This window comes from Psychroflexus montanilacus, from assembly GCF_020164535.1.
Classification (GTDB): domain Bacteria; phylum Bacteroidota; class Bacteroidia; order Flavobacteriales; family Flavobacteriaceae; genus Psychroflexus; species Psychroflexus montanilacus.
This window is the reverse complement of sequence record NZ_JAIQZC010000002.1, coordinates 114,801-135,710: the sequence shown is the minus strand read 5'-3', so window position 1 is coordinate 135,710 and position 20,910 is coordinate 114,801. Positions and strand designations below refer to the sequence as shown.

The 20,910-nt window shown below is 35.4% G+C and carries 20 protein-coding genes and 1 pseudogene; 13 read left to right on the top strand and 8 right to left on the bottom strand.

The annotated features are described in order from the left end of the window. Positions 1 to 9: 9 nt before the first annotated feature. Positions 10 to 414 carry a hypothetical protein gene (locus tag LB454_RS07400; RefSeq protein ID WP_224464014.1) on the bottom strand — a complete coding sequence of 135 codons (405 nt, stop codon included), beginning with the start codon at positions 412 to 414 and terminating at the stop codon, positions 10 to 12. 229 nt (positions 415 to 643) lie between these two features. On the opposite strand from LB454_RS07400, the gene LB454_RS07395 reads away from it, so the two are divergent. Next, a complete protein-coding gene (locus LB454_RS07395; protein WP_224464012.1) occupies positions 644 to 2,203 on the top strand; it encodes an IS1182 family transposase in 1,560 nt (519 codons plus the stop codon). 106 nt (positions 2,204 to 2,309) lie between these two features. Here LB454_RS07395 and LB454_RS07390 read toward each other — a convergent pair whose 3' ends face one another. The 3 genes from LB454_RS07390 to LB454_RS07380 form a co-directional block, all read right to left on the bottom strand. Continuing rightward, a complete protein-coding gene (locus LB454_RS07390; protein WP_224464010.1) occupies positions 2,310 to 2,729 on the bottom strand; it encodes a hypothetical protein in 420 nt (139 codons plus the stop codon). After that, the gene (locus LB454_RS07385) at positions 2,701 to 2,949 is read right to left on the bottom strand and encodes a hypothetical protein (protein ID WP_224464009.1); all 249 of its coding nucleotides are present in this window, start codon (positions 2,947 to 2,949) and stop codon (positions 2,701 to 2,703) included. Before LB454_RS07385 ends, LB454_RS07390 begins: the two co-directional genes overlap by 29 nt. Before the next feature lie 651 nt (positions 2,950 to 3,600). Further along, positions 3,601 to 3,978: a hypothetical protein gene (locus tag LB454_RS07380; RefSeq protein WP_224464008.1), complete on the bottom strand. Its 378-nt coding sequence runs from the start codon at positions 3,976 to 3,978 to the stop codon at positions 3,601 to 3,603. Between the two features lie 64 nt (positions 3,979 to 4,042). Between LB454_RS07380 and xerA the strand changes: the two are divergent. The 7 genes and pseudogenes from xerA (at position 4,043) to LB454_RS07345 (ending at position 10,160) form a co-directional block, all read left to right on the top strand. Then, a pseudogene (xerA, locus tag LB454_RS07375) lies at positions 4,043 to 5,169 on the top strand (site-specific tyrosine recombinase/integron integrase). 65 nt (positions 5,170 to 5,234) lie between these two features. Next, a complete protein-coding gene (locus LB454_RS07370; RefSeq protein WP_224464007.1) occupies positions 5,235 to 5,777 on the top strand; it encodes a Crp/Fnr family transcriptional regulator in 543 nt (180 codons plus the stop codon). Between the two features lie 113 nt (positions 5,778 to 5,890). After that, positions 5,891 to 6,730 carry a type 1 glutamine amidotransferase domain-containing protein gene (locus LB454_RS07365; protein ID WP_224464006.1) on the top strand — a complete coding sequence of 280 codons (840 nt, stop codon included), beginning with the start codon at positions 5,891 to 5,893 and terminating at the stop codon, positions 6,728 to 6,730. Next, entirely contained in the window at positions 6,723 to 7,823 is a 1,101-nt protein-coding gene (locus LB454_RS07360; protein WP_224464005.1) for an MBL fold metallo-hydrolase, read from the top strand. The genes LB454_RS07365 and LB454_RS07360 overlap by 8 nt, the downstream gene beginning before the upstream one ends. A gap of 5 nt (positions 7,824 to 7,828) precedes the next feature. Further along, positions 7,829 to 7,999, top strand: coding sequence for a hypothetical protein (locus LB454_RS07355; protein ID WP_224464004.1), 171 nt, complete (start codon positions 7,829 to 7,831; stop codon positions 7,997 to 7,999). A gap of 172 nt (positions 8,000 to 8,171) precedes the next feature. Further along, a complete protein-coding gene (locus LB454_RS07350; protein WP_224464002.1) occupies positions 8,172 to 9,029 on the top strand; it encodes an alpha/beta hydrolase in 858 nt (285 codons plus the stop codon). Between the two features lie 159 nt (positions 9,030 to 9,188). Further along, positions 9,189 to 10,160 carry a hypothetical protein gene (locus LB454_RS07345; RefSeq protein ID WP_224464001.1) on the top strand — a complete coding sequence of 324 codons (972 nt, stop codon included), beginning with the start codon at positions 9,189 to 9,191 and terminating at the stop codon, positions 10,158 to 10,160. Between the two features lie 129 nt (positions 10,161 to 10,289). Here the strand turns inward: LB454_RS07345 and LB454_RS07340 are convergent, their stop codons facing one another. Both LB454_RS07340 and LB454_RS07335 read right to left on the bottom strand, forming a co-directional pair. Next, positions 10,290 to 11,258: an IS110 family RNA-guided transposase gene (locus LB454_RS07340; protein WP_224463999.1), complete on the bottom strand. Its 969-nt coding sequence runs from the start codon at positions 11,256 to 11,258 to the stop codon at positions 10,290 to 10,292. 582 nt (positions 11,259 to 11,840) lie between these two features. After that, positions 11,841 to 12,347 (bottom strand): hypothetical protein, encoded by a 507-nt coding sequence (locus LB454_RS07335; protein WP_224463997.1) that lies wholly within the window; start codon positions 12,345 to 12,347, stop codon positions 11,841 to 11,843. A 181-nt stretch (positions 12,348 to 12,528) separates the two neighbouring features. Here LB454_RS07335 and LB454_RS07330 point away from each other — a divergent pair, with 181 nt between their 5' ends. Continuing rightward, positions 12,529 to 13,041 carry a hypothetical protein gene (locus LB454_RS07330; protein WP_224463996.1) on the top strand — a complete coding sequence of 171 codons (513 nt, stop codon included), beginning with the start codon at positions 12,529 to 12,531 and terminating at the stop codon, positions 13,039 to 13,041. A gap of 107 nt (positions 13,042 to 13,148) precedes the next feature. On the opposite strand, the gene LB454_RS07325 is transcribed toward LB454_RS07330, so the two are convergent. After that, positions 13,149 to 14,708, bottom strand: coding sequence for an IS1182 family transposase (locus LB454_RS07325; RefSeq protein ID WP_224463995.1), 1,560 nt, complete (start codon positions 14,706 to 14,708; stop codon positions 13,149 to 13,151). 252 nt (positions 14,709 to 14,960) lie between these two features. On the opposite strand from LB454_RS07325, the gene LB454_RS07320 reads away from it, so the two are divergent. Next, entirely contained in the window at positions 14,961 to 16,106 is a 1,146-nt protein-coding gene (locus tag LB454_RS07320) for an ATP-binding protein (protein WP_224463994.1), read from the top strand. Positions 16,107 to 16,472: 366 nt separating this feature from the next. Here LB454_RS07320 and LB454_RS07315 read toward each other — a convergent pair whose 3' ends face one another. Next, a complete protein-coding gene (locus tag LB454_RS07315) occupies positions 16,473 to 17,528 on the bottom strand; it encodes an IS110 family RNA-guided transposase (RefSeq protein WP_224463993.1) in 1,056 nt (351 codons plus the stop codon). A 235-nt stretch (positions 17,529 to 17,763) separates the two neighbouring features. On the opposite strand from LB454_RS07315, the gene LB454_RS07310 reads away from it, so the two are divergent. From LB454_RS07310 to ltrA, 3 genes are all read left to right on the top strand, one after another. After that, positions 17,764 to 18,066 carry a nucleotidyltransferase domain-containing protein gene (locus LB454_RS07310; protein WP_224463992.1) on the top strand — a complete coding sequence of 101 codons (303 nt, stop codon included), beginning with the start codon at positions 17,764 to 17,766 and terminating at the stop codon, positions 18,064 to 18,066. Beyond that, positions 18,056 to 18,397: a HepT-like ribonuclease domain-containing protein gene (locus LB454_RS07305; protein ID WP_224463991.1), complete on the top strand. Its 342-nt coding sequence runs from the start codon at positions 18,056 to 18,058 to the stop codon at positions 18,395 to 18,397. Before LB454_RS07310 ends, LB454_RS07305 begins: the two co-directional genes overlap by 11 nt. A gap of 937 nt (positions 18,398 to 19,334) precedes the next feature. Continuing rightward, positions 19,335 to 20,597 carry a group II intron reverse transcriptase/maturase gene (gene ltrA / locus LB454_RS07300; protein WP_224463990.1) on the top strand — a complete coding sequence of 421 codons (1,263 nt, stop codon included), beginning with the start codon at positions 19,335 to 19,337 and terminating at the stop codon, positions 20,595 to 20,597. Positions 20,598 to 20,910: the final 313 nt, after the last annotated feature.

The following is a 20,910-nucleotide window of genomic DNA, read 5'->3' as shown; positions in this document are numbered from 1 at the left end:
TAGCCTGTGTTATGGCAATTTTTTATTCTTAGTTCTTAATATCTGCTTAATTTTTTCAACCTTATTAGTATCAATTCCTGACCATGAAATTTCTCTAGATACCCATCTTGCTTGTTTGTCAGTTTTGTAACGAATTACAAGTATGTTATCCCCAATTTTAGAATCTCCATAAACAATTAAATTATCCGCTGTTAAACCTGGCAATAAATTGAAAATCAGAGAAAAAGGATTACAGCCTTTATTATTTGATAAGCCTTCACCTTGTAAATTAACTCTCCTGATATCTTCAATCGGTACTATAAATTCATATTCGCTTATAATTCCACAGTGAAATTCAAATTTGGAGTCTGTAATTTTTACGTAACCATTTTTATCAAATTCAATAATATATTCTGTGTTCTTATTCTCTCTCAACTTTTTTGTCAGTTTAAATTTGCCATAACGGGTTGGCTATGGTTTGTTGCGTGTCTCGGCACCTAATTTAGCAAATAAATCACAAGTAGAAAATCACGCAGTGATTTTCGTAAGTCGGCAGTGACCTAGCAATGAACTATAGCCGGTGTGCCTGTTGCACAACTCGTTTTCCTTGTAAATATATATAATTGATTGGCATTGAAAAGTTTGGAATTGATTATCTTTAGTAATGCAAGGAAAAAAGACCTATCAAGAGAAATTGTTTACTCGATTTTTACTGAGTGAGCGAGTCCCAGCACACAATTTTTATCGCAGGCTAAAGTCAGTGTTGGACTTAGACTATCTGTATGAATTGACAAAACCTTATTACGGTTCAAGCGGACAAAAAAGCATAGACCCAGTTGTGTTCTTTAAGCTGTGTTTAGTGGGTTATTTAGAGAATATTATAAGTGATCGTAAACTGATTGAACATTGTAGTATGCGCTTAGATATTTTGTTTTTTATCGGTTACGATGTTGATGATCAATTGCCTTGGCACTCCACTATCAGCAGAACCCGTCAGCTTTTTCCAGAAAAGATATTTGAAGAGGTCTTCACCAAAGTTTTAAAGATGTGTATTGATAAAGGTATGGTGAGCGGTCATACCCAAGCCATAGACTCGGCTCCCGTAAAAGCCAATGCTTCTATGGACAGTCTGGAACTCAAAGTCCCTGAGCAGGATCTGGAGGGTCATCTTGCAGAAGTTCGTCACATCAGCCATCGAGATAAAGAAGTTTATAGAAAGGCAAAAGAGAACAAAGCCAGTAAGGAGCAACAAAGCATCAGTGCTAATAAGCAAGAGCTGGCGGCCCTAAAGTCCAGAAACAAAAAATGGTCAAAAGATCAGGACTACCGTCCAGGGGCGAAAAACAAAGGGGCTCGCTATACCAGCAATAAGACCCACTACAGTCCAACAGATCCAGATGCTCGCATTAGTGTTAAACCAGGCAAAGCCAGAAAACTGAATTACCTAAGTCAGTTAAGCGTTGATACTGGACACCATGTGATCACCGATATCAGAGCTTATCATGCAGATAAGAAAGATAACCAATACCTTCAGGATATTGTTGGTCGATTACAACCAAAATTACAAAAAACAGGATTGCTTTGGAGGAATTGTATTGCAGATGCAGGCTACAGTAGCGGAGAGATTTATGCATTTTTAGAACGTACAGGATTGCAAAGTTTTATTCCTGCTCACGGGACTTACAGAGGCGGTCCAGAAGGTTTTAAATATAATCAGGAGCAAGATCATTACATCTGTCCTCAAGGAGAGATTATTCCCTTTAAAAAGGTGTTTAAAGATTACCGAACAGCTACCTTAAAGAAAGAATACCGAAGTTCAAGTAAACAGTGTAAAGGCTGTCCGTTGCAAGCAGAATGTTTAGGACGGACAGCCAAAGAGAAGAAGTTCTCAGTGACTTACTACAAAGAAGAGTATGATCGAAACATAGAGCGGGTAGAAAGCAAACAAGGCAGATACATGAAAGCCAAACGGCAAAGTACAGTAGAACCTGTCTTCGGCACTCTTACTCAATTTATGGGATTAAGAAAGATCAATACCATCGGACTACAACAAGCCAACAAGGTGATGCACCTCTCAGCCATGGCTTATAACCTGAAAAAGTATCTGAAATTCACTCAAAAGCGGGTAAAAAGTGGAGCAAAAGCTCTGCGGTCTTTGTTTTCTGAAATAAAAGCCCTTAAGCACTTGATCAACTTTGATTTAAGCCCACTTAATTTAGCGTAAATCAAACCTAATTAAAAATATAAAAGCCCTGAAAAGGGCTTAAAATAACTCATTTTTTTGAGTTTTAGTGGCTTGTGCAACGGTTACCATTGTTGGCAACAGTTTTTTATCCGACATCTTTTTCAAATTCGGCAAAATATGAATAATTCTTATGGGAATTTCCTTTGACTTTAGCCAATTTTGTTCCGTCAATTCTTGACTGAATATATTGGCTTAATTCCTCAAATTTTCCAATTGGAACATTGTAAATTGTCCGAGTTGGTCCAATTTTATATTTCTTTTTTAAGTGAGCGCCAAAAACTCCATATCTTACATTTCCTTTTCCGACTTCGAATTCTTTATATTCATTATTTCTTTTTATTAAATGTCCAATATAATTTGCTTTAACATTATCAAATCCAATACAATTTTCGGGATATTTTGCTTTTTGTTTTTTCGGACTATTTTTAATCGAAATACGGTTGTTGTCTCCAACTACTGCGTTCCCAACTTTTCCGTTAAAATTCACGCTTGATTTTTCTTTCAAAAGCAAGCTTAAAGCTTTCCAGAGATGTCTTAATGACTTTCTCTTTCTCAAGCTTTAGTGGATTTCTAAGATTATTGGTGAAATTCCAGCGTTTTGAAGTGATACTTTGCTTGGTACTCATCGTTAACGTCTGTTGCTGATATTGAATCTTAGCATAGATTGGACATTCGCCATTCTTCATGACCTTATCAGACTTAATAAAATAGATTACTTTTAACATCCCTTTAGGTTTTTAAATTTGAGCAAGATTAATTTAAAAACATCTCGAGTTCCAGTAATATCGGCGAATTCGCTCCGAATTTTTTAAATTTAGTTACCCTATTTTAGGAATCGAACCTAAAATTTCAATAGGGTAACTAATAGGGTAACTAAACTTTGATATTCTATGTGCCTTTTGAAAATGTCTAGAAAATGAAAAACCCTTTAAAGACTGACTTTAAAGGGTTTTTTGATTTTTGAAGTTTCGTTTGAAACTCAATGAAGCGGAGAAAGAGGAACTATCCAGAATTTAATTTTGCTAGCGTTTACGAGGCTTAAAACGCCTCTTCAAATTTGGTGACACCGAATTAGTCCCTTTTTAACAAAGTTTTATAAATTATTGGTACTTATTCGTGAAAGACTTATAAACCATAATAAATGAACCCAATCTGAATTATTTTAATGAAAAAATAGACTAAATTCCTATGAAAGTAAGAATTTAATCTATTTATCAAGAGTTTACTAAAGCTTAATAGTTGACTTCAAAAACCTCTAAAAAAAAACGCCTTTTTATTATTAATAGATATTTTGAGATTCACGAGATTTTTTATAATGAAATTCAATTATATTAAATTTAGATTATTTATAATAAATTTTTTGGTTAAATTTAATTTTATCTTTTCATATACTCTTGCCACTGGACAATTAGGTATTTTTCTTTACCTGATTTTTTCAAATCTAAAAAACCATAATCATAAACGAAAAGATAGATATCTCCTTTACTATTTTTCCAATAGTGTGTAAAAAAGTTAGGATTAAAGCCATCATTGATCAGTAGTTCTTTTCTTACCGTGGTAAATCCACTCAAATTATAGGTTTTCAATACTTTACGATTCATCTTCAATTGTCGGTCTACTTCTAAATAGAAAGCTTCTTTTTCTTGCCGAGTTTCATACTGGTGTATAGATTTACATTTTACAGAACAAAACACCTTATCCGATCTTCCTTTTACGGATGACTCACAAACAGGACAGGTTTTATGATTACTCATTCTTACACGTATATTATACGACTAATATACGTTTAATTATCATAGACTATATTAATATTGACTTATGACTACGCTCAAAAACATCACTTTATGTCATTTGATGATCAATAATCAGAAAATGATAGGCATAAAATTTACGCCAGATAAGGTATTACAGGCGCTTATCAAAAGTTTGGATCATCCTAAGTGGAGCTCTAAACACAATATGGCGTATGTTCTGAATACCAAAACTAATCTGAGTGCTATATTTACTACTTTCAAAGGAGTAGCCTGGATTAATTATAATCGGTTTTTAACCAATAAACCCGTTAACACTTCTAATGAAAAGGTAGATGTTGAATGGTTTAGAACTAGAGAAGTAAAAAAAGGCTATCGCCGTTGTCCAGAGGAATATTTATCAAAGCTGGAACTCAAACGTTACGCAAACAATACCATACGCACCTATGTTAATTTTTTTGAACGTTTTATAAACCACTACTCAACTATCGATCTGCACGCTATAAATGAGATCCACATACGAGAGTATCTAAAAATGCTTATCCGACAGCAAAAATCTAACTCTTATATCAATCAAGTTATCAATGCTATTAAATTTTATTATGAAGTCGTATTAGGTATGCCTAACAGGTTTTACGAGGTAGAAAGACCGCGAAAAGAATACAAACTACCCAACGTGATTTCGAAAGAAGATGTTCAGTCACTTATTGCCAATACCAATAATCTAAAACACCGATGTATTGTTGCACTTCTGTACAGTTCTGGTTTACGTCGAAATGAACTACTCAACCTTAAAATTGAAGATATAGACAGTAAACGTATGCTTGTGCGTGTAAAGCAAGCGAAAGGGAATAAGGATAGAATTACTTTATTGTCTCAAAATGCATTAGAAGATTTACGCTCTTATTATAAAATTGGAAACCCAGAGAATATTTGTTTGAAGGCCAGAAGGGAGGTAGGTATAGTGGGCAGGCTGTGGTTAAAGTTGTGAAAAATGCTACATTTAAAGCTAAATTAAAAATTCCAGTGACCCCTCATATGCTCAGGCATAGTTTTGCTACACATCTCTTGGAAGCGGGAGTAGATTTAAGGCAAATACAGGTGCTACTGGGGCACCAATCATCTAAAACTACAGAAATTTATACACATGTTGCTACAAATACTTTCAAAACAATAAAAAATCCATTAGATTAGTATTCACAAAATGGATATATCACAACTTGTTGGCATATCCGTACGTTGGCTGTAATTTGAAATAAATGAACATACAATACCTTTATAAATTATTGAAAAATCTTAGTTCAAAGACATTTGAAAAGGGAGAAATTGTTATTTATGAAGGAAACAAAATAAATAATGTTTTCTACATCAGAAAAGGTTTGGTTAGGAGCTATTTGATAAATGACAAGGGCGAAGAAATTACTTTTCAGTTGTTTGCCGAAAAGCAAATATTTGGAAATGTTCATACAATATTATTTAATGAGCCTTCCAAGTTTACTTTTGAAACGCTGGAGAAAACAAAGGTATATTTTACAGATTTAAAAACATTTCAGAATTTAAGTAATTCAAATACGGAATTTTTAAAATTTGACAATGGTATTTTTGGTCGACAAATTTTAAAACAAGCTTTTCAAAGAATAGATTCCTTTGTTTTTCTTTCCCCAGAAAAAAGATACCAACAATATCTAAAAGATTACCCAAATATAATAAACCGAGTGCCTGACAAATACATTGCAAATGTGTTAGGAATTACACCAGTTTCTTTGAGTAGGATAAGACAGCGTATTTCAAAGAAAAAATAGTAGTCAAATCATTTATTATCTTTTGTTAATGAGTTTATCCTCTTTGGGGGTATAAATTTGCATCGTTTATTCTAAATATTTATTCAATAGAGAAAAAATTAAAAACTAATAGTATGAATTGGAAAAAAAAGTCACTAGTCGCATTAGGAATATTGCTATTCGTTGTAGCTCTTATTATAATTTTCTCACCTCAAATCCTCAAGAGTTTTGGATACCATCCCGACTATGATAAGGTAAGCTATAACTTCAAAAACAAAAAAGCATTGATTATCACCACAAGCCACGGAGTGTTGGGAGAGACTGGCAAACCCACAGGTGTTTACCCTTCCGAAATGACTATTCCCTATTATGAATTTTTAGATGCAGGGCTTGAAGTGGACATTGTGAGCATAAAGGGAGGTGAAATTCCTATTGAGCCCATAGGCCTGAGATTTCCAATGAAATCCCACCAAGACAAGCGTTATCTGAAAGATGATGTAGCAAAAGAGAAAATCAAGCATTCGCTAAAAATAGACGACATCAACTTTTTAAATTACGACATAATTTTCATGGCAGGTGGATGGGGTGCATCCTATGATTTGGGAACAAGTGAAATGTTGGGTAATAAAATCACGGAGGCGCATGCAGACGGCATTTTACTAGGTTCTGTTTGTCATGGTGTATTGGGCTTCCTCATGGCAAAAGATACCACTGGACGTCCTCTTGTAGAAGGTAAGAAAATGACAGGAGTGACAGACAAACAAGTTAAGGAGTTGGACATCAGCATCACACCTATGCACCCTGAAACAGAGCTAGGGAAACATGGGGCTATCTATCAAAGTAATACAGGGTTTAGAGATTTTTTTGCCACGCTTACGGTAATTGATGGCAATATAGTTACGGGACAAAATCAAAATTCTTCTGGCGAGACAGCACAGAAATTATTAAAAATGTTAAAAGACAAAAATGAATAGCATTATCACAAAGAATAAAAGATTGTGGATCATCTTATCCATTTATTTATTGGCATGCCTTGGGCTGGTTGTCTTTCTCCGCAATCCACCTGATGCTGTTATAAATTATCTCTTTCAAACCGCTATCACTCAAAATAAGTCACGAAATTTTTTTGAAAAAGACGGTTTGTATGTCATTACCACAGGCACAGGTGCACCTATGCCAGACAAAAATAGAACTGGTTCTCAAACTGTTGTCGTAGCAGGTGAGCAAGTTTTGGTATTTGATGCTGGTCCGGGAAGTACACTTAAACTGGAACTATCGCCTGTTGATGTAGGTACTGTAGATGCCCTGTTTATTACCCATTTTCATTCCGATCATATCGGAGGCATTGGAGAATTAATGCTCAAACGATGGGCTACAGGGAGCCCTCAACAACCACTTCCCATCTATGGACCTTCAGGAATAGATGAAGTAGTCAATGGTTTTGAAGCTGCATACCAACTTGACAAGGGATACAGAATTGCTCATCATGGTGAAAAAGTAGTTCCTTCATCCGGATTTGGAGGGGAGGCTCATAGCTTTGATTTGGGTTCAGATTTAATGTCCAGCAAAACTGTTTACAAACAAGGAGAGGTTGAAGTAATCGCTTTTAATGTGGAGCATGCCCCTGTATTTCCTGCCGTTGGATATCGAGTGAATTATAAAGGCAGAAGCATCGTCATTACTGGAGATACCAAGTACACCGAAAGTCTGATACACCACTCTAACAAAGCGGATGTATTAATTATTGAGGCACTTAATAAAAAGTTTGCCACTATGATGGCAAATGCAGGAGAAAATTTAGAAACAAATGTAACTGCCATCGCCACCGATATACAAGACTACCATATTAGTCCCAAAGAAGCAGCAGATGTGGCAAGGGAAGCAGGTGTCAAGCAATTAGTAATTACCCACATTCTGCCACCGGTTCCGAGTGATTTAATGATAAGACCATTTCTCAAAGAAGCAAGAGCAGTTTATGATGGAAAAATTTACATGGTAAATGATGGTACTTTAATCAGCTTGCCAATTAATTCGGATGAAATTAAAATTCAAGAACTATTAAAGTAACCGTTATGAAAAACAAAACGATTTACATAAAAGCGATTCTAATAGTTTTTGGATTGCTTATCCTAAGCAGGATTCCCATCTTAGTCACCGGGAATGTGGATAGGGTCACTTTATTATCAACGGTAGTAGAATTGGCATTTTTTATTTGGGGTATTGTGTTAATTGTGAAGAAATGAAAGAAAACTACAGCCAACAGCACCTACCCAAAAGGCGGGGTTTCGTGTTTCAAAGACAGTTTGGTGGTTAATCAAACATTAGTTTTTCAAAGCAAATTTTGTGGTAAAAGTCCCGCCCTTCGGGTAGCTGCAAAACGTTGGCAGTAATTATAAAAAAACACACAGAAAAAAAATGAAAAGACTATTTAAAATACTAAAATGGACAAGTATTTCATTCATTTCGATATTAATTTTAGGAATTTTATTTGTTAGGTTTTCAAGATTAACAGATAAAATGATTTACCAAACAAATAATAACTATGAAGTGTTTGAAAGCAATTTTAACCACCAAGTATTTCACATTCCACTAGACAATGAAATTAGTATACACGCAGTATTGTTTAAACCAGATTCAATAAAACCGATAGGTAGTATATTTCATCATTTAGGAAATGGAATGACTTTGATGAATGCACAAAATATGTATAAGCCATTACTTGAAAATGGATTTCAAATATTTGCATATGAAAGAAGAGGATTTGCTAAATCGAATGGGAAAGATGATAATAGTGTCGTTTTAAAAAATGATGCATTGGCTATTTTTGATAGATTTCTTGAAATTGAGAATGTTAAAAAAACTGATATAATAATTTGGGGTACATCATTAGGTGGTGCTTTTGCTACAATGAATGGAGCTGAGAGGCAAGACAAAATCAAAGGTGTTGTTTTGGAGGGCACTTTTAGTTCATTTCCTGATATGGGAAAAGTTTATGCACATCTATTAAATTTAGAAAAATTCAAATGGTTAATTCCTGCATTAATGAATAACGATTTTCCATCTGAAGAAGAAATAAAAAAAATCAGCAAGCCAATTGTTATAATTCACAGTATTTCAGACAGTCAAGTACCTTTTGAATTAGGTCAAAAATTATATAATGCTTCAAACAAGGCGAATACTGAATTTTGGGAAATTAACGGGGATCATATTAAAGGTATAAATAAAAACACGGAAGAGTATATTGCAAAGTTTATGAAGATTTTGAAAAAATAACTACTGCCAACATCATATTTGCAAAAGCGGGAGTTTGGTGCTTCTATGAAAGTGAAGTGCTAAATTCAAATTTTGTGCATCTAATGAAGTTTAGTGCTAAAAATCCCCGCCTTCGCAAATATGAGAACCGTTACCTGCAATTAGAAAAAACGACAGAGAATGAAACTAACAGAAGATAAATTTCCGATTTTGAGTTGTGTAGAAAACAATATTCTATCGGACAAACTTCACGATTTTTTGGACAGACAAGTTCCTGACAAAAAAGAACAAAAGGAAATGCTAAGCAGTTTCCCATTTTTTGTAAATAAGAGACTTCAGATAAACTACATTTCAAAGTCTATCCACGAAAAACTGCTGGACACTTCGAATTTCATAAAGGCAAAAGACCTTTTAAAAGGTTCACCTGCTACAGTTGGACTATTACTGCTTCCAGAAACAATTTATCCTGACTTTACAAACGTTCCTGATTATGTGGACGCGGACCCAATTGATTATCCGATTAACGCAATTTTATATAGTTGGTTAAATATGGATGACCACGACAAAATATCCAACGAATACACTTTAAGCGACTTAAAGAAACGAATTAGTGAAGGCGAAACACCGCCACAAGGAGCAAATTGGAATAATTTGATTGAACAATTAGAAAGTGGAGAAGAAGAATGGGGCAATAATATTGACCGAGAATTGCTTATAATGCCAATTTACAATGATGGAACAACTCAAGCAACTAAACAATACGAACTTCAAAGTAATGATGAAATCTATGGTTGGGAATATAGCGAACAAGAAGGCAGAAGTTGGTATGGTAAAATTCACGATTATGTAATGTCATTTATTTTGTTCTACAACTATACTGATACGGAAACTAAAATCATTCACGGAATTGATAGTGGCGAACAGAGACGAGTTAAACTAAATGGAGAAAAGTTTATCAACAGTTCAAAAAATGACATTGAAATAATTGATAGTTCTTACTTCACAAAAATTATTCGGACGGGCGAATTTGGCGTAAGCGGACACTTTAGAGTTCAAAGACACGGAATTGAAAATAGAGAAGCCAAAATAATATTCATTGATGGATATAAGAAGAGTGGATATACGAGAAACGCAAAAATTGAAAAGAAATAAAAGCAGGTAACAAAGAACTGAGGTAAAAAACAACTCTTTTCTTCATTAATTTTAGACATTATTATTCTATGCTCACAGATTCCATTAATGGATTCTGTGAGCTTTTTTGTTCCTTTCATTGTGTGCTATTTACTTTGGCAATACAGACACGTATGTTTCATCATACGGTAACCCTGATTTGGCTATAGCAAAGCATTGTTTTAGTAGCTTGTTGGCCACTGCAATCAGCGCTAACTTCTTACTCTTGCCCTTGTTTACGATTCGTTCGTAAATTTCTCTGCATCCCTTGTTATGCTTACAGGCGTTAAAGGCGCATAGAAACAATAGATTCCGCAGTTTCCTGTTGCCTACCTTACTTATCCGCGCCCTACCTCTCACGCTACTACCAGACTCTCTTGTAGTAGGCGTTATTCCCACATAGCTACAAAGCTGAGAGGCCGTTTCAAACTTAGAGAAGCCATCGGTAATTACAATCAGGAACAAGGCTGTTTTCCGTCCTATTCCTGGCACTGAGGTAAGAAGTGTGAGCTGCTGCTCTTGGTCTTCTTTCACCAAGGATAGGATCTTTTCCTCTATGGCTTTGACTTCCTTATCCAGCTGCTTTCTTTGGCGATTTAAAGACCTGTAAACGAACTTCGAAGGAACTCCCAGAGCTTCTTCTCCGTGGATTTTGTTCTTCACTGCAGTACGCTGCTTTAAATAAGTGTCCAACAGTCTGAACAGCTGCAGGCATTCACTCTGTACTTCGGTAAGCGCATTGTAAATAGGGATCTTGTTGGTCTTTGCATACTCACATATCGCCTTAGCATCACTCTTGTCCGTCTTTACCTTAGCCAGTTTCATCTGTATGAAACGCTTGATCGACAAGGGATTGATGACTGATACGACCACTGAGTTTTTGTACAGAAACTGTGCAAGACGATAATGATAATAGCTTGTAGCCTCCATGGCTACTAATGAGTTCTTTGGTAGTACCTTAAGGAACTTTTTAAAACCATACTCATCATTGTTAAACTGATGGTGACCGCTAAGACTGCCATAGACATCAAAAACATCTTTACTAATGTCAACTCCATAAGTTTCTTTATATTTATTCATAAGAACTGATTTATGAAAGAGCATACTATCCTACTCACAACAACTTAAAAACGAGATCCAGGTCTCACAGAACTGAACGTGGTTGAGATAGTAAAAGAGAGGGGATTATCAATGTTGACGAAGTCTGAGCTTCAACGTATATCATAACCTTAATCCTCTCTTTTGTTCTTTCTGATTTAGATAACAATTTAATGAGAATCAAACTTAAGAAGTATATAAGTAATGCGAGAGAATAGGTTACTCCGCAAAATAAATGTTAACCTAAAAATTAATTAACACAACGAAAAGTTATTGAGTATTTGCCTCGCAATACTCATATACAAACCGTTGTAGCTAATGTAAAAATAACACAACTAAATATGAAAAAATCGAACTACGAAAAATGGGACAAACAAGAACTGAAAAACTTTTTCGGAACACACACAGTAAAAAAAGTAGCTAATATAAATTACGAAATGAATCAAAAAGGAATCCCAATAGTATTAAAAGCTGAATACAATACAAAAACAAGTGAATTAAACAGAGAACAAAAGATACTTTTTGACAGCCTTATAGAACAAGTAAATTTATGGGCAAGTTCAGCTACTTTACCCAATCATCTAATTCAGTACAAAAATACGAGAGCTTATCAGAAATCAATTCTTCTTGATTGGTTTCCAAAAAGCCAAGCGGATAAAAGCCTTTAAATATTTTTATAAATCTTTCTTTTTTAGCAAAAAATCTTGAAAATATTAAATTTCTGTTTTTATCATTAATTTTTGATTTTGGAGTTACAACTTGAATAACTGGTTCATATTGTCTATTCTCAACAGTATTTAAGTATATGTCAACCCACAACTCTTTTTCTTCTTTGCTAATATTTGACCAATTTATAAAGTAGTTAATTGAATCAGAAATAAAAATATTATCGGTGGAAATGGAATCAGAAGGTTCAGTTTTACTTTCATCTTGTAAGTAAATAATTTTATGATTTGAATCTAGACGGGTGTTAAGCTCTTTTAAGTTTAAAGAAGCTATTTTAAGATTATTTTTGTGAAAATCCGAATCTAGTAAATTCGAATCAAAAATAATATTACTATAATCTGACATAATAAGCTAAATTTGAATAACAAACATAACAAAAATAAACACTAGTTACAACAGCGCATAACAAAAATGGCGGTTAAGGACTAGACCCAAAGTTAGTACACAAATTAAAAATAACAGCACAACGAAACGGAAGTTGCTAAAAATCCGCCACTTTCGTTATACACAAACCGTTGCCCACAATTTGAAAAAAACGCTTCAAATATTAATCTTACTGAATTTTGGACTGAATTTATCGGCTCAAAATATTAAAATCAACTCTGATTTTAAAGTTGACTCGACTGAAATTAAAATCATAAAATCTGATTTTGATTATTACGCATACAGTACGTTTGACAATAAAAAAACGGATTCTTTAATTGTAACAATCGGAAATGTTGGTACAAGTGTTACTGCAATAAAAATTGACCTGACCGAAAAACCAAAAGTCTATATCACACTTTGGTCTGATTATGCCGAATTTAACGGAAAAGAGACCTTGGACGTAGAACTTGAATCCTACGATTTGGAATTAAACGCAACTCAATTCAAAAAAGGCGACCGAATTATGGGACGGATTAAAGGTAAGTCTAAACCGATTTTAAACAGTTTCGGCGATTACCAAATCGAATTTGATGGAGAATTTAAACATATTATTGGAAAATTAATGGTCAAAAAGAAACCTGGCGAAAACTATAGAATAATTGATAATGAATAAAAAAACTGTGGGCAACAACGGTAACCGTTGCACAAGCCAATAAAAATCCAAAAAGCAAGTCATTTTAAGCCCTTTTCAGGGCTTTTGTCTTTTTATCAGAGTTGGTTTTACGCTAAATTTAGAGGGCTTAAATTAGAGTTGATTACGTATTGCAGGGTTTTTATTTCACAAAGCAAAGACCGCAGAGCTTTTGCTCCACTTTTTGTTCGTTTTTGAGTGAATTTTAGGTACTTCTTCAGATTATAAGCTATGGCTGAAAGGTGCATCACCTTGTTGGCTTGCTGTAGTCCGATAGTGTTGATTTTCCTTAAGCCCATGAATTGAGTGAGTGTCCCAAAGACAGGCTCTACTGTACTTTGGCGTTTGGCTTTCATGTATCTGCCTTGTTTGCTTTCTACTCGCTCTATGTTTCGATCATACTCTTCTTTGTAGTAGGTCACTGAGAACTTTTTTTCTTTGGCTGTCCGTCCTAAACATTCAGCTTGCAACGGACATCCTTTGCACTGTTTACTTGAGCTTCTGTATTCTTTCTTTAAAGTTGCTGTTCTGTAATCTTTAAACACCTTTTTGAAGGGAATAATCTCTCCTTTGGGACAGATGTAATGATCTTGCTCCTGATTATATTTAAAGCCTACTGGGCCACCTCTATAGGTTCCGTGAGCTGGAATAAAACTTTGTAATCCTTTTTGTTCTAGGTAGGCATAATTCTCTCCGCTACTATACCCTGCATCTGCTATGCAGTTTCTCCAAAGCATTCCTGTTTTATGTAATCTTGATTGTAATCGCCCAACAATATCCTGAAGGTATTGGTTGTCTTTCTTATCTGCATGATAAGCTCTAATATCTGTGATTACATGGTGTCCAGTATCTACGCTTAACTGACTCAGGTAATTCAGCTTTCTGGCTTTGCCTGGTTTAACACTAATTCGAGCGTCTGGATCTGTTGGACTGTAGTGGGTCTTATTGCTGGTATAGCGAGCCCCTTTGTTTTTTGCCCCTGGACGGTAGTCTTGATCTTTTGACCATTTTTTATTTCTGGACTTTAGGGCTGCCAGCTCTTGTTTATTAGCACTGATGCTTTGTTGCTCTTTGCTAGCTTTATTCTCCTTAGCTTTTCTATAGACTTCTTTATCTCGGTGGCTGATATGGCGAACTTCTGCAAGATGACCCTCCAGGTCCTGCTCAGGCACTTTGAGTTCCAGACTGTCCATAGAAGCATTGGCTTTGACTGGTGCAGAGTCTATAGCTTGAGTATGACAGCTCACCATACCTTTATCAATACACATCTTTAAAACTTTGGTAAAGACCTCTTCAAATATCTCTTCTGGAAAAAGCTGACGGGTTCTGCTTATTGTAGAATGCCAGGGCAATTCATCGTCTATATCGTAGTCTATAAAGAACAAGATATCTAGACGCATACTACAATGCTCAATCAGTTTCCGATCACTGATAATGTTCTCCAAATAACCCACCAAGCACAACTTAAAAAACACAACAGGATCAATACTTTTTTGACCGCTTGATCCGTAATAAGGCTTGGTTAATTTGTACAGATCCTCTAAATCCAAAACCGACTTTAATCTGCGATAAAAATTCTCTTCGGGGATGCGTTCACTCAGTAAGAATCGAGTAAACAATTTCTCTTGATAAGTCTTTTTTCCTTGCATTACTAAAGATAATCAATTCCAAACTTTTCAATGCCAATCAACCCGCCTGCGGAACGGGCAGGTTATATATATTTACAAGAAATTGAGTTGTGCAACAGGCACACCGGCTATAGTTCATTGCTAGGTCGTTGCCAACTTCCGAAAATCTTCGCAGATTTTTTATCTGGGTTTTTTTGCTATCATAGTGCCGAGACACGCAACAAACCATAGCCAAACCGTTAGGCACAAGCTAAAAAAACATCCGTAAAAACTATGAGCATTAAGGATTTAAACGAAAAGGTAAAGGACATTATTACGGATTTAAAGGATAATGGAAGATTTCCAAAAGAAAATAATTCAATTGACTATAAGCTAAAATTGAATATTGCTACTACGAAAACACCATTAGAGAATTTTCTGCTAAATTTTGCCAAAGATATTCTTTCGTTTTCTAATTCTGATGGTGGAATTTTGCTTTTAGGAATAGAAGAAAAAGCTGACGGAACACATTTAGATGTTGGACTTGACGTGCAAAACCTTGATATTTTAAAACAAATTGACCTTAACGATGTAACACAAAAATTTGAGAGCATTGCTAAAGTTGGTGTCTCTATTGACCTTCAAATTTTTCAAATAAGTACTAGAAAGTTCTATTCATTAATAATAGAAAAGAACAATCAAGTTTTAATACCAATAAAGGTTTTTCCCGAATTAAAGATAGTTAAAGGTGCAATTTACTATCGTGCTTCAAGTAAAAATGAACACGCTAATAAAAACACAACTGACTTTAATAGGTTTTTACAAATTAAGGCGAACGAAAAGAGCAAAGAGTTTATGGAAATTTGGTCTAAACTTCTGCCAGAAATGGTTGATATAAATCCAAGAGAAGTATTAATAATAAATCCTGCACAGCACAAAATTTATGGATTTAACAGTAAAGATAGAATTCTTTCAGGAAGTGACATTGAGATAGATGAAACTCAAAATGGAGTTTTCAACATTATTTTGAATGCCATATCAGCTGGAGATATAGGAAAAATAACAACTGACGAAGGAAAACCTATTTATAAGATAGTCGGAGAAATTCAAACTAATCGAGAACATATAATTTTAAATAGTCTCGAACAGGAAGTTAAGAAGAAATCTAAATTTAAGTTTACAAATTTACATCTCAAAAAGGCAATATATCATTTAGGTTGGGTGAATGACCCGAATTTCAAAGTAGTGAATCCACCAGACGGAACTGTTATTGCCTCTAAAAGTCAGTATATTTGGATTGAATCTATGGATTTGGTTTCTAATCGAAGAAAAGTATATTTTTCATCAGATGCAATTGGAAAATTGGCTGAATTAATTGATGACGAAACAAAGCATATGGAACTATTTAATAAAAAATTAAGTAAAAAAGCCAGTGCCTAACAGCGCATCCTATGAAAAGCAATCGTCCTGATCTTCATTCAAATTTATGATATTTTTTTTAAGCTCTATCTCATTTATTACTAATTTTTAAATCACGTTTTATAAGGTTTGAAGCTTGCTTCATAGCTTATAAAATGTAATAATAACTTGCTCCACATCCTATGTGTGGTCAATAGATATCTACCGCCACCAGTCCCGCACGTGCGGGAAGTATAAGTTAAAAAAGTCCATTCACTTGCTAAACAAGTGTGATCAAAAGCGAGTTATCCCTTTTGTCACCTACGCTGTTTTGTGATATGGACTTTAAGTTCATTGTGAGCTTTGTTATTGGTTTATATGTTTATCTCTATTCCCTAATTTACGCTTCTATTGTATCACTCCAACCTGATAAGGGATCTCCGTTTTAATCACCGCTAGTGTCCGACTCAGTAGCTTTCTAGCCACCTTAATGATTATCTTCTTGGTATCCTTACCCAAATGTTTTCTATAATACTCGTGCATCACAGGGTCTGTCCTTATGGCTTGCCAGGAGGCTTCCACAAAATAGGATCGTATGAGTCGGTGTGCTCGCGGTGTCATCCCTAAGGTCTTATAATTAGCTCCGCTTTGATGAACTCTCGGGGCAATACCAACATAACCTGCCAGGTGTTTTAAGTTGTTGAACCGTCGTAAATCCCCCAATTCTGATAATATGCCGCAGGCTACTATAGGACCAATTCCAGGGATACTTCGTAAGAGATCATAATCTTTCTTGTGGTGTTTGCGACAATAGGCTCTCAACTTATTTGATACTTCTCTAATTTCTTGATCGATGAATCTGAAGTAACGCATCAGACTAGCAAAACTTTCCTTGCCTGTCGGGTAATCAAACTCAAGGTTATCTATCCAGTTCCTAAAATCATGGCTCCAATTACTATTATCGTACTTTTTTGGTATTGTAATGCCATAGAATAGAAGCTTCATCTTTAACCGGCTCTTGATTTGACGGTAATGCTGAACCAGTTCATTACGCCTTCTAAATAAACTTCGGAACTCTTCACGCTCTTTATCTGGAATTACAATGCTGGTGAGCCGTCCATCCTTAAGCTCACGGCTGATAAGTTGAGCATCGATCTTATCGGTCTTTGTATAACGCTCCTTACCTTTGCGATGAATATCTGCTGGGTTAACAACCAATGAAGTCCAACCATAGCTCACAAAGCAACGATGAGCTTTATAACCACAACATCCTGCCTCATAAGCAGTGATGACCTCATAATCTGGATAGTGCTTCATGACATACTCACAAAGCTGGTCTGGAGAAGGTTCCATGCTAAAGGATTTGCCTGAAAACAAATCGGTGGAACAGTGAACTTTCCAGCTTCGCTTGTGGATATCAATTCCAATGTATAACTTTAAAACGGCAGTAGGTTCAGTTTTCATATCTTATAATTTTATGGTGAAATTTAAAGATACTGGACTTTCTGCTTTTTCATCGATGCTAAACGCAATAAGGGTTAACGTGCCAAACCCAAAGTCGGCACAAAATTATAATAACGTCACAACCGAAAGTAAAAGCGTATTAACCCCTTACTGCGCTTATACAACAACGTTGTGGCTAATGCTGAAAAAAACTTCGAATAAATGATTTGAACTAAAATTTGAGTATTTTTGATTTATGAAAATATCTGAAAAAAACATTAATCGAATTAAGAAACTTTGTAAGCAATACAAAGTCAAAACGTTTTCAGCTTTTGGCTCTGTGACTCGTGATGATTTTAAAGACGATTCTGATATCGATTTTGTTGTAGATTTTGAAGAAACGGATCCTTTTAAATACACTGACTTATATTTTCAACTCAAAGAGAATTTAGAAAAAATACTTCAGCGACAAATTGACTTGATCGAAGAACGTGGAATAAAAAATCAATTTTTCAGAAAAGAGCTTGATAGCACAAAAATTCTGATTTATGGACAATAGAATTAATGCTTGGTTTGAAGACATAATTAAATCTATTGACGAAATATTTGACTTTCTACCCGAAAAAAGAGATTTCTTTGAGTATCAAAAAGACTTAAAAACCAAAAAAGCAGTTGAAAGAAATATTGAAATAATCGGTGAAGCAATAAATAGAATAGTTAAACACAAAGGATCAGATTTTCAAATAAACAACGCTCAAAAGATAATCGGAACTCGAAATAGAATTGCTCATGAATACGATAGCATTTCTGACGAAGTTATTTGGACGATAATAATTCGAGAACTACCTGAATTGAAGAAAGAAATCCAAAGCATAGTGGAAAAGCACTAGCCACAACTGTAGGCTTCCCTATAATTAGGACGTTTAATAATTCGAATTTACTAACTTTTGACCTCCTCCCCCAAAACCGAACTGTATAAATAAGAATTATTTTATTCAAATAGATAGATTCAAAGATAATTTCTGCTTGAAATCAAATTTGTCGCAAATCCTTTCCTAAAAATAGGTGTTTACGGGGCATTTGTCGCAAATCTGTGATTTTGAATATTTTGATTATTTTTCAAACATCTGATTATTAGATATTTAAAATTAAAAAGGAATCCGTAACACCGCATCGCGTGTTACCCTCTTGCTGTGTGTCCTGAGTTATCACTGGAGTACAATAGAACCTAAAAGTTCATTGAAATGATAACATAACTTTGATAATGATGATAGAATTTTATGGAGAAACAGAAACGAGCTAATCCCATTTCAGATGGCAAGTTAGAAGTCTCACGGTACCGTTTCGTAAAATGTTGGCCTATCGAACAAGATGTTCAGGCGTATTGTTCAAACCGCCTTGTGGTGCTTGTTTTAAGAGAACAGGTACTGAGCGACAAGACCTGGTGAGAGTATGGGAGTTGAACGTAAGTGAACCTCTATGGACGTGTCGAAAGTGACCTTTACGGTGTCAAAATCGAGGAGAGAGCAGCTCCGAGAGATTAAGTATGGTGGATACCTGATTACTGACCATACGACACCCGGCATATAGGAGGCAAGAACCATACTCAGGCATTATCAAGGAACAGGAGAACCAATATCTAAATGAGAAGCAAAAATGGTGAAAATCCCGAAGCGGAAGAACCAGAAAGTAGTGACGTTAGGTATTGGGACGGATGAAGTCGTAGTAGCGAAAATACTCTAGAGAACAAGATTAATCATCTTGTGAGCAAAGGACTTCACTCAAGCATGTTTATTTTATTGTATTACAACTTAAAGAAATTTAAGGATGATTTTTAATGAAGAACACAAGACGCAACCTATTAGCAGGTTGCAGGTAAATGAAGCTTTTAAGAGAATAAAAGCCAACAAAGGGAGTGCTGGAGTAGATGGATTATCCATTGAAACAGTAAGTAGTCAACCACGGAAATATCTGTACCCATTATGGAACAGGATGGCCAGTGGGAGTTACTTCCCTAAACCTGTTCGACAGGTACTAATCCCAAAAGGGAAAGGTAAAATGAGACCCTTAGGTATTCCCACTGTAGTTGATCGGGTTGCCCAACAAGTAATTGCATCGCAGTTAAACACAATAGTTGATCACACCTTTAGTCCAAGCAGTTTTGGGTATCGTCCCAGGAAATCTGCACATGATGCCTTGGGCCAATGTCGTATAAATTGTTTACGATATAGCTGGGTCATTGATTTGGACATAAAAGGATTTTATGACAATATTGATCATGAACTGCTACTGAAAGCTGTTCAGCACCATACACAGGAGAAGCATATTTTGCTTTATGTGAAAAGGTGGCTGGAGGCACCAGTGCAATTATCTGATGGAACGCTGCATAATCCAAATGGTAAAGGCACACCACAGGGCGGAGTAATCAGTCCTGTATTAGCTAATATCTTTATGGATATTGTATTCGACAAGTGGATCCAAAAGCGTTATCCTGATATTCAGTTTGAACGTTACGCTGATGACATTGTGGTTCATTGTTACCACTTGCCTCAAGCTAATCGACTTCTTGAAGAAATCGAAAGACGATTCAAAGAGTGTAAACTGGAAGTGAATCAGGAGAAGACAAGAATAGTTTACTGTCGCAGAAATCAGAAGAAAAGACCAAGGTTTAAAGTCAAGTTCCAGAAGTTCGATTTTCTGGGGTATACCTTTAAACCCAGAGTAGTCAAAATAAGGGGCATAATGAAACTAGGTTTCACCCCTGCCATCAGTCAGAAAAGCATCAACAGAATAAATGAAGAGCTCTTCAGGATGAACATTCATAAAATGGTACAGTTCCCGTTGAGCAAAATTGCATCTCTGTTGAGGCCTAAAATCAGAGGATGGATAAACTACTACGGTAAATTTCGATTGGGAGGCCTTAAGAAGCTATTTAGAACATTGCACATTCGCTTGACAAAATGGATACGTAATAAGTACCGTAGGTTTAAGCGAAAGCAGTGGGTCCTTGCGCTACGACATCTACAGAAAATATGCAGGCTCGAGCCTTACCTGTTTGAACATTGGCAATATTCAGGGCTTAAACCTTAAAGTCTTGGCTGAGAGGAGCCGTATGAATTGAGAGATTCACGTACGGTTCTGTGAGAGGTTTAGGGGTGAAATTCCCCTTTACCTACTCGACTTTCCTTTTCGTCCCCCTCGGGGACAAAAATCCATACCTATCGGCTTTTGATTTAAATTCTAGAAATGAGATATAAAACTTTAAAAATGTAAAATTCGTAAAGTTAAAAATTGGCCTTCAGCTTTTTTTAATTAGGCTGCTAATATCATTTATGATATAAGAAAAACCCACGCGTTGTATATGCTATTTGCATTTAGTGAGTGTTAGTTTTCAACCTCACCC

What these genes read in the sequence shown, in the direction of transcription:
- LB454_RS07315 (WP_224463993.1), bottom strand. Translation starts at nt 17,528, where the DNA reads ATGAAAACTGAACCTACTGCCGTTTTAAAGTTATACATTGGAATTGAT.
- LB454_RS07355 (WP_224464004.1), top strand. Translation starts at nt 7,829, where the DNA reads ATGAAAAACAAAACGATTTACATAAAAGCGATTCTAATAGTTTTTGGA.
- LB454_RS07380 (WP_224464008.1), bottom strand. Translation starts at nt 3,978, where the DNA reads ATGAGTAATCATAAAACCTGTCCTGTTTGTGAGTCATCCGTAAAAGGA.
- LB454_RS07350 (WP_224464002.1), top strand. Translation starts at nt 8,172, where the DNA reads ATGAAAAGACTATTTAAAATACTAAAATGGACAAGTATTTCATTCATT.
- LB454_RS07395 (WP_224464012.1), top strand. Translation starts at nt 644, where the DNA reads ATGCAAGGAAAAAAGACCTATCAAGAGAAATTGTTTACTCGATTTTTA.
- LB454_RS07370 (WP_224464007.1), top strand. Translation starts at nt 5,235, where the DNA reads ATGAACATACAATACCTTTATAAATTATTGAAAAATCTTAGTTCAAAG.
- LB454_RS07385 (WP_224464009.1), bottom strand. Translation starts at nt 2,949, where the DNA reads ATGTTAAAAGTAATCTATTTTATTAAGTCTGATAAGGTCATGAAGAAT.
- LB454_RS07365 (WP_224464006.1), top strand. Translation starts at nt 5,891, where the DNA reads ATGAATTGGAAAAAAAAGTCACTAGTCGCATTAGGAATATTGCTATTC.
- LB454_RS07345 (WP_224464001.1), top strand. Translation starts at nt 9,189, where the DNA reads ATGAAACTAACAGAAGATAAATTTCCGATTTTGAGTTGTGTAGAAAAC.
- LB454_RS07310 (WP_224463992.1), top strand. Translation starts at nt 17,764, where the DNA reads ATGAAAATATCTGAAAAAAACATTAATCGAATTAAGAAACTTTGTAAG.
- ltrA (WP_224463990.1), top strand. Translation starts at nt 19,335, where the DNA reads ATGATTTTTAATGAAGAACACAAGACGCAACCTATTAGCAGGTTGCAG.
- LB454_RS07305 (WP_224463991.1), top strand. Translation starts at nt 18,056, where the DNA reads ATGGACAATAGAATTAATGCTTGGTTTGAAGACATAATTAAATCTATT.
- LB454_RS07320 (WP_224463994.1), top strand. Translation starts at nt 14,961, where the DNA reads ATGAGCATTAAGGATTTAAACGAAAAGGTAAAGGACATTATTACGGAT.
- LB454_RS07335 (WP_224463997.1), bottom strand. Translation starts at nt 12,347, where the DNA reads ATGTCAGATTATAGTAATATTATTTTTGATTCGAATTTACTAGATTCG.
- LB454_RS07360 (WP_224464005.1), top strand. Translation starts at nt 6,723, where the DNA reads ATGAATAGCATTATCACAAAGAATAAAAGATTGTGGATCATCTTATCC.
- LB454_RS07340 (WP_224463999.1), bottom strand. Translation starts at nt 11,258, where the DNA reads ATGAATAAATATAAAGAAACTTATGGAGTTGACATTAGTAAAGATGTT.
- LB454_RS07325 (WP_224463995.1), bottom strand. Translation starts at nt 14,708, where the DNA reads ATGCAAGGAAAAAAGACTTATCAAGAGAAATTGTTTACTCGATTCTTA.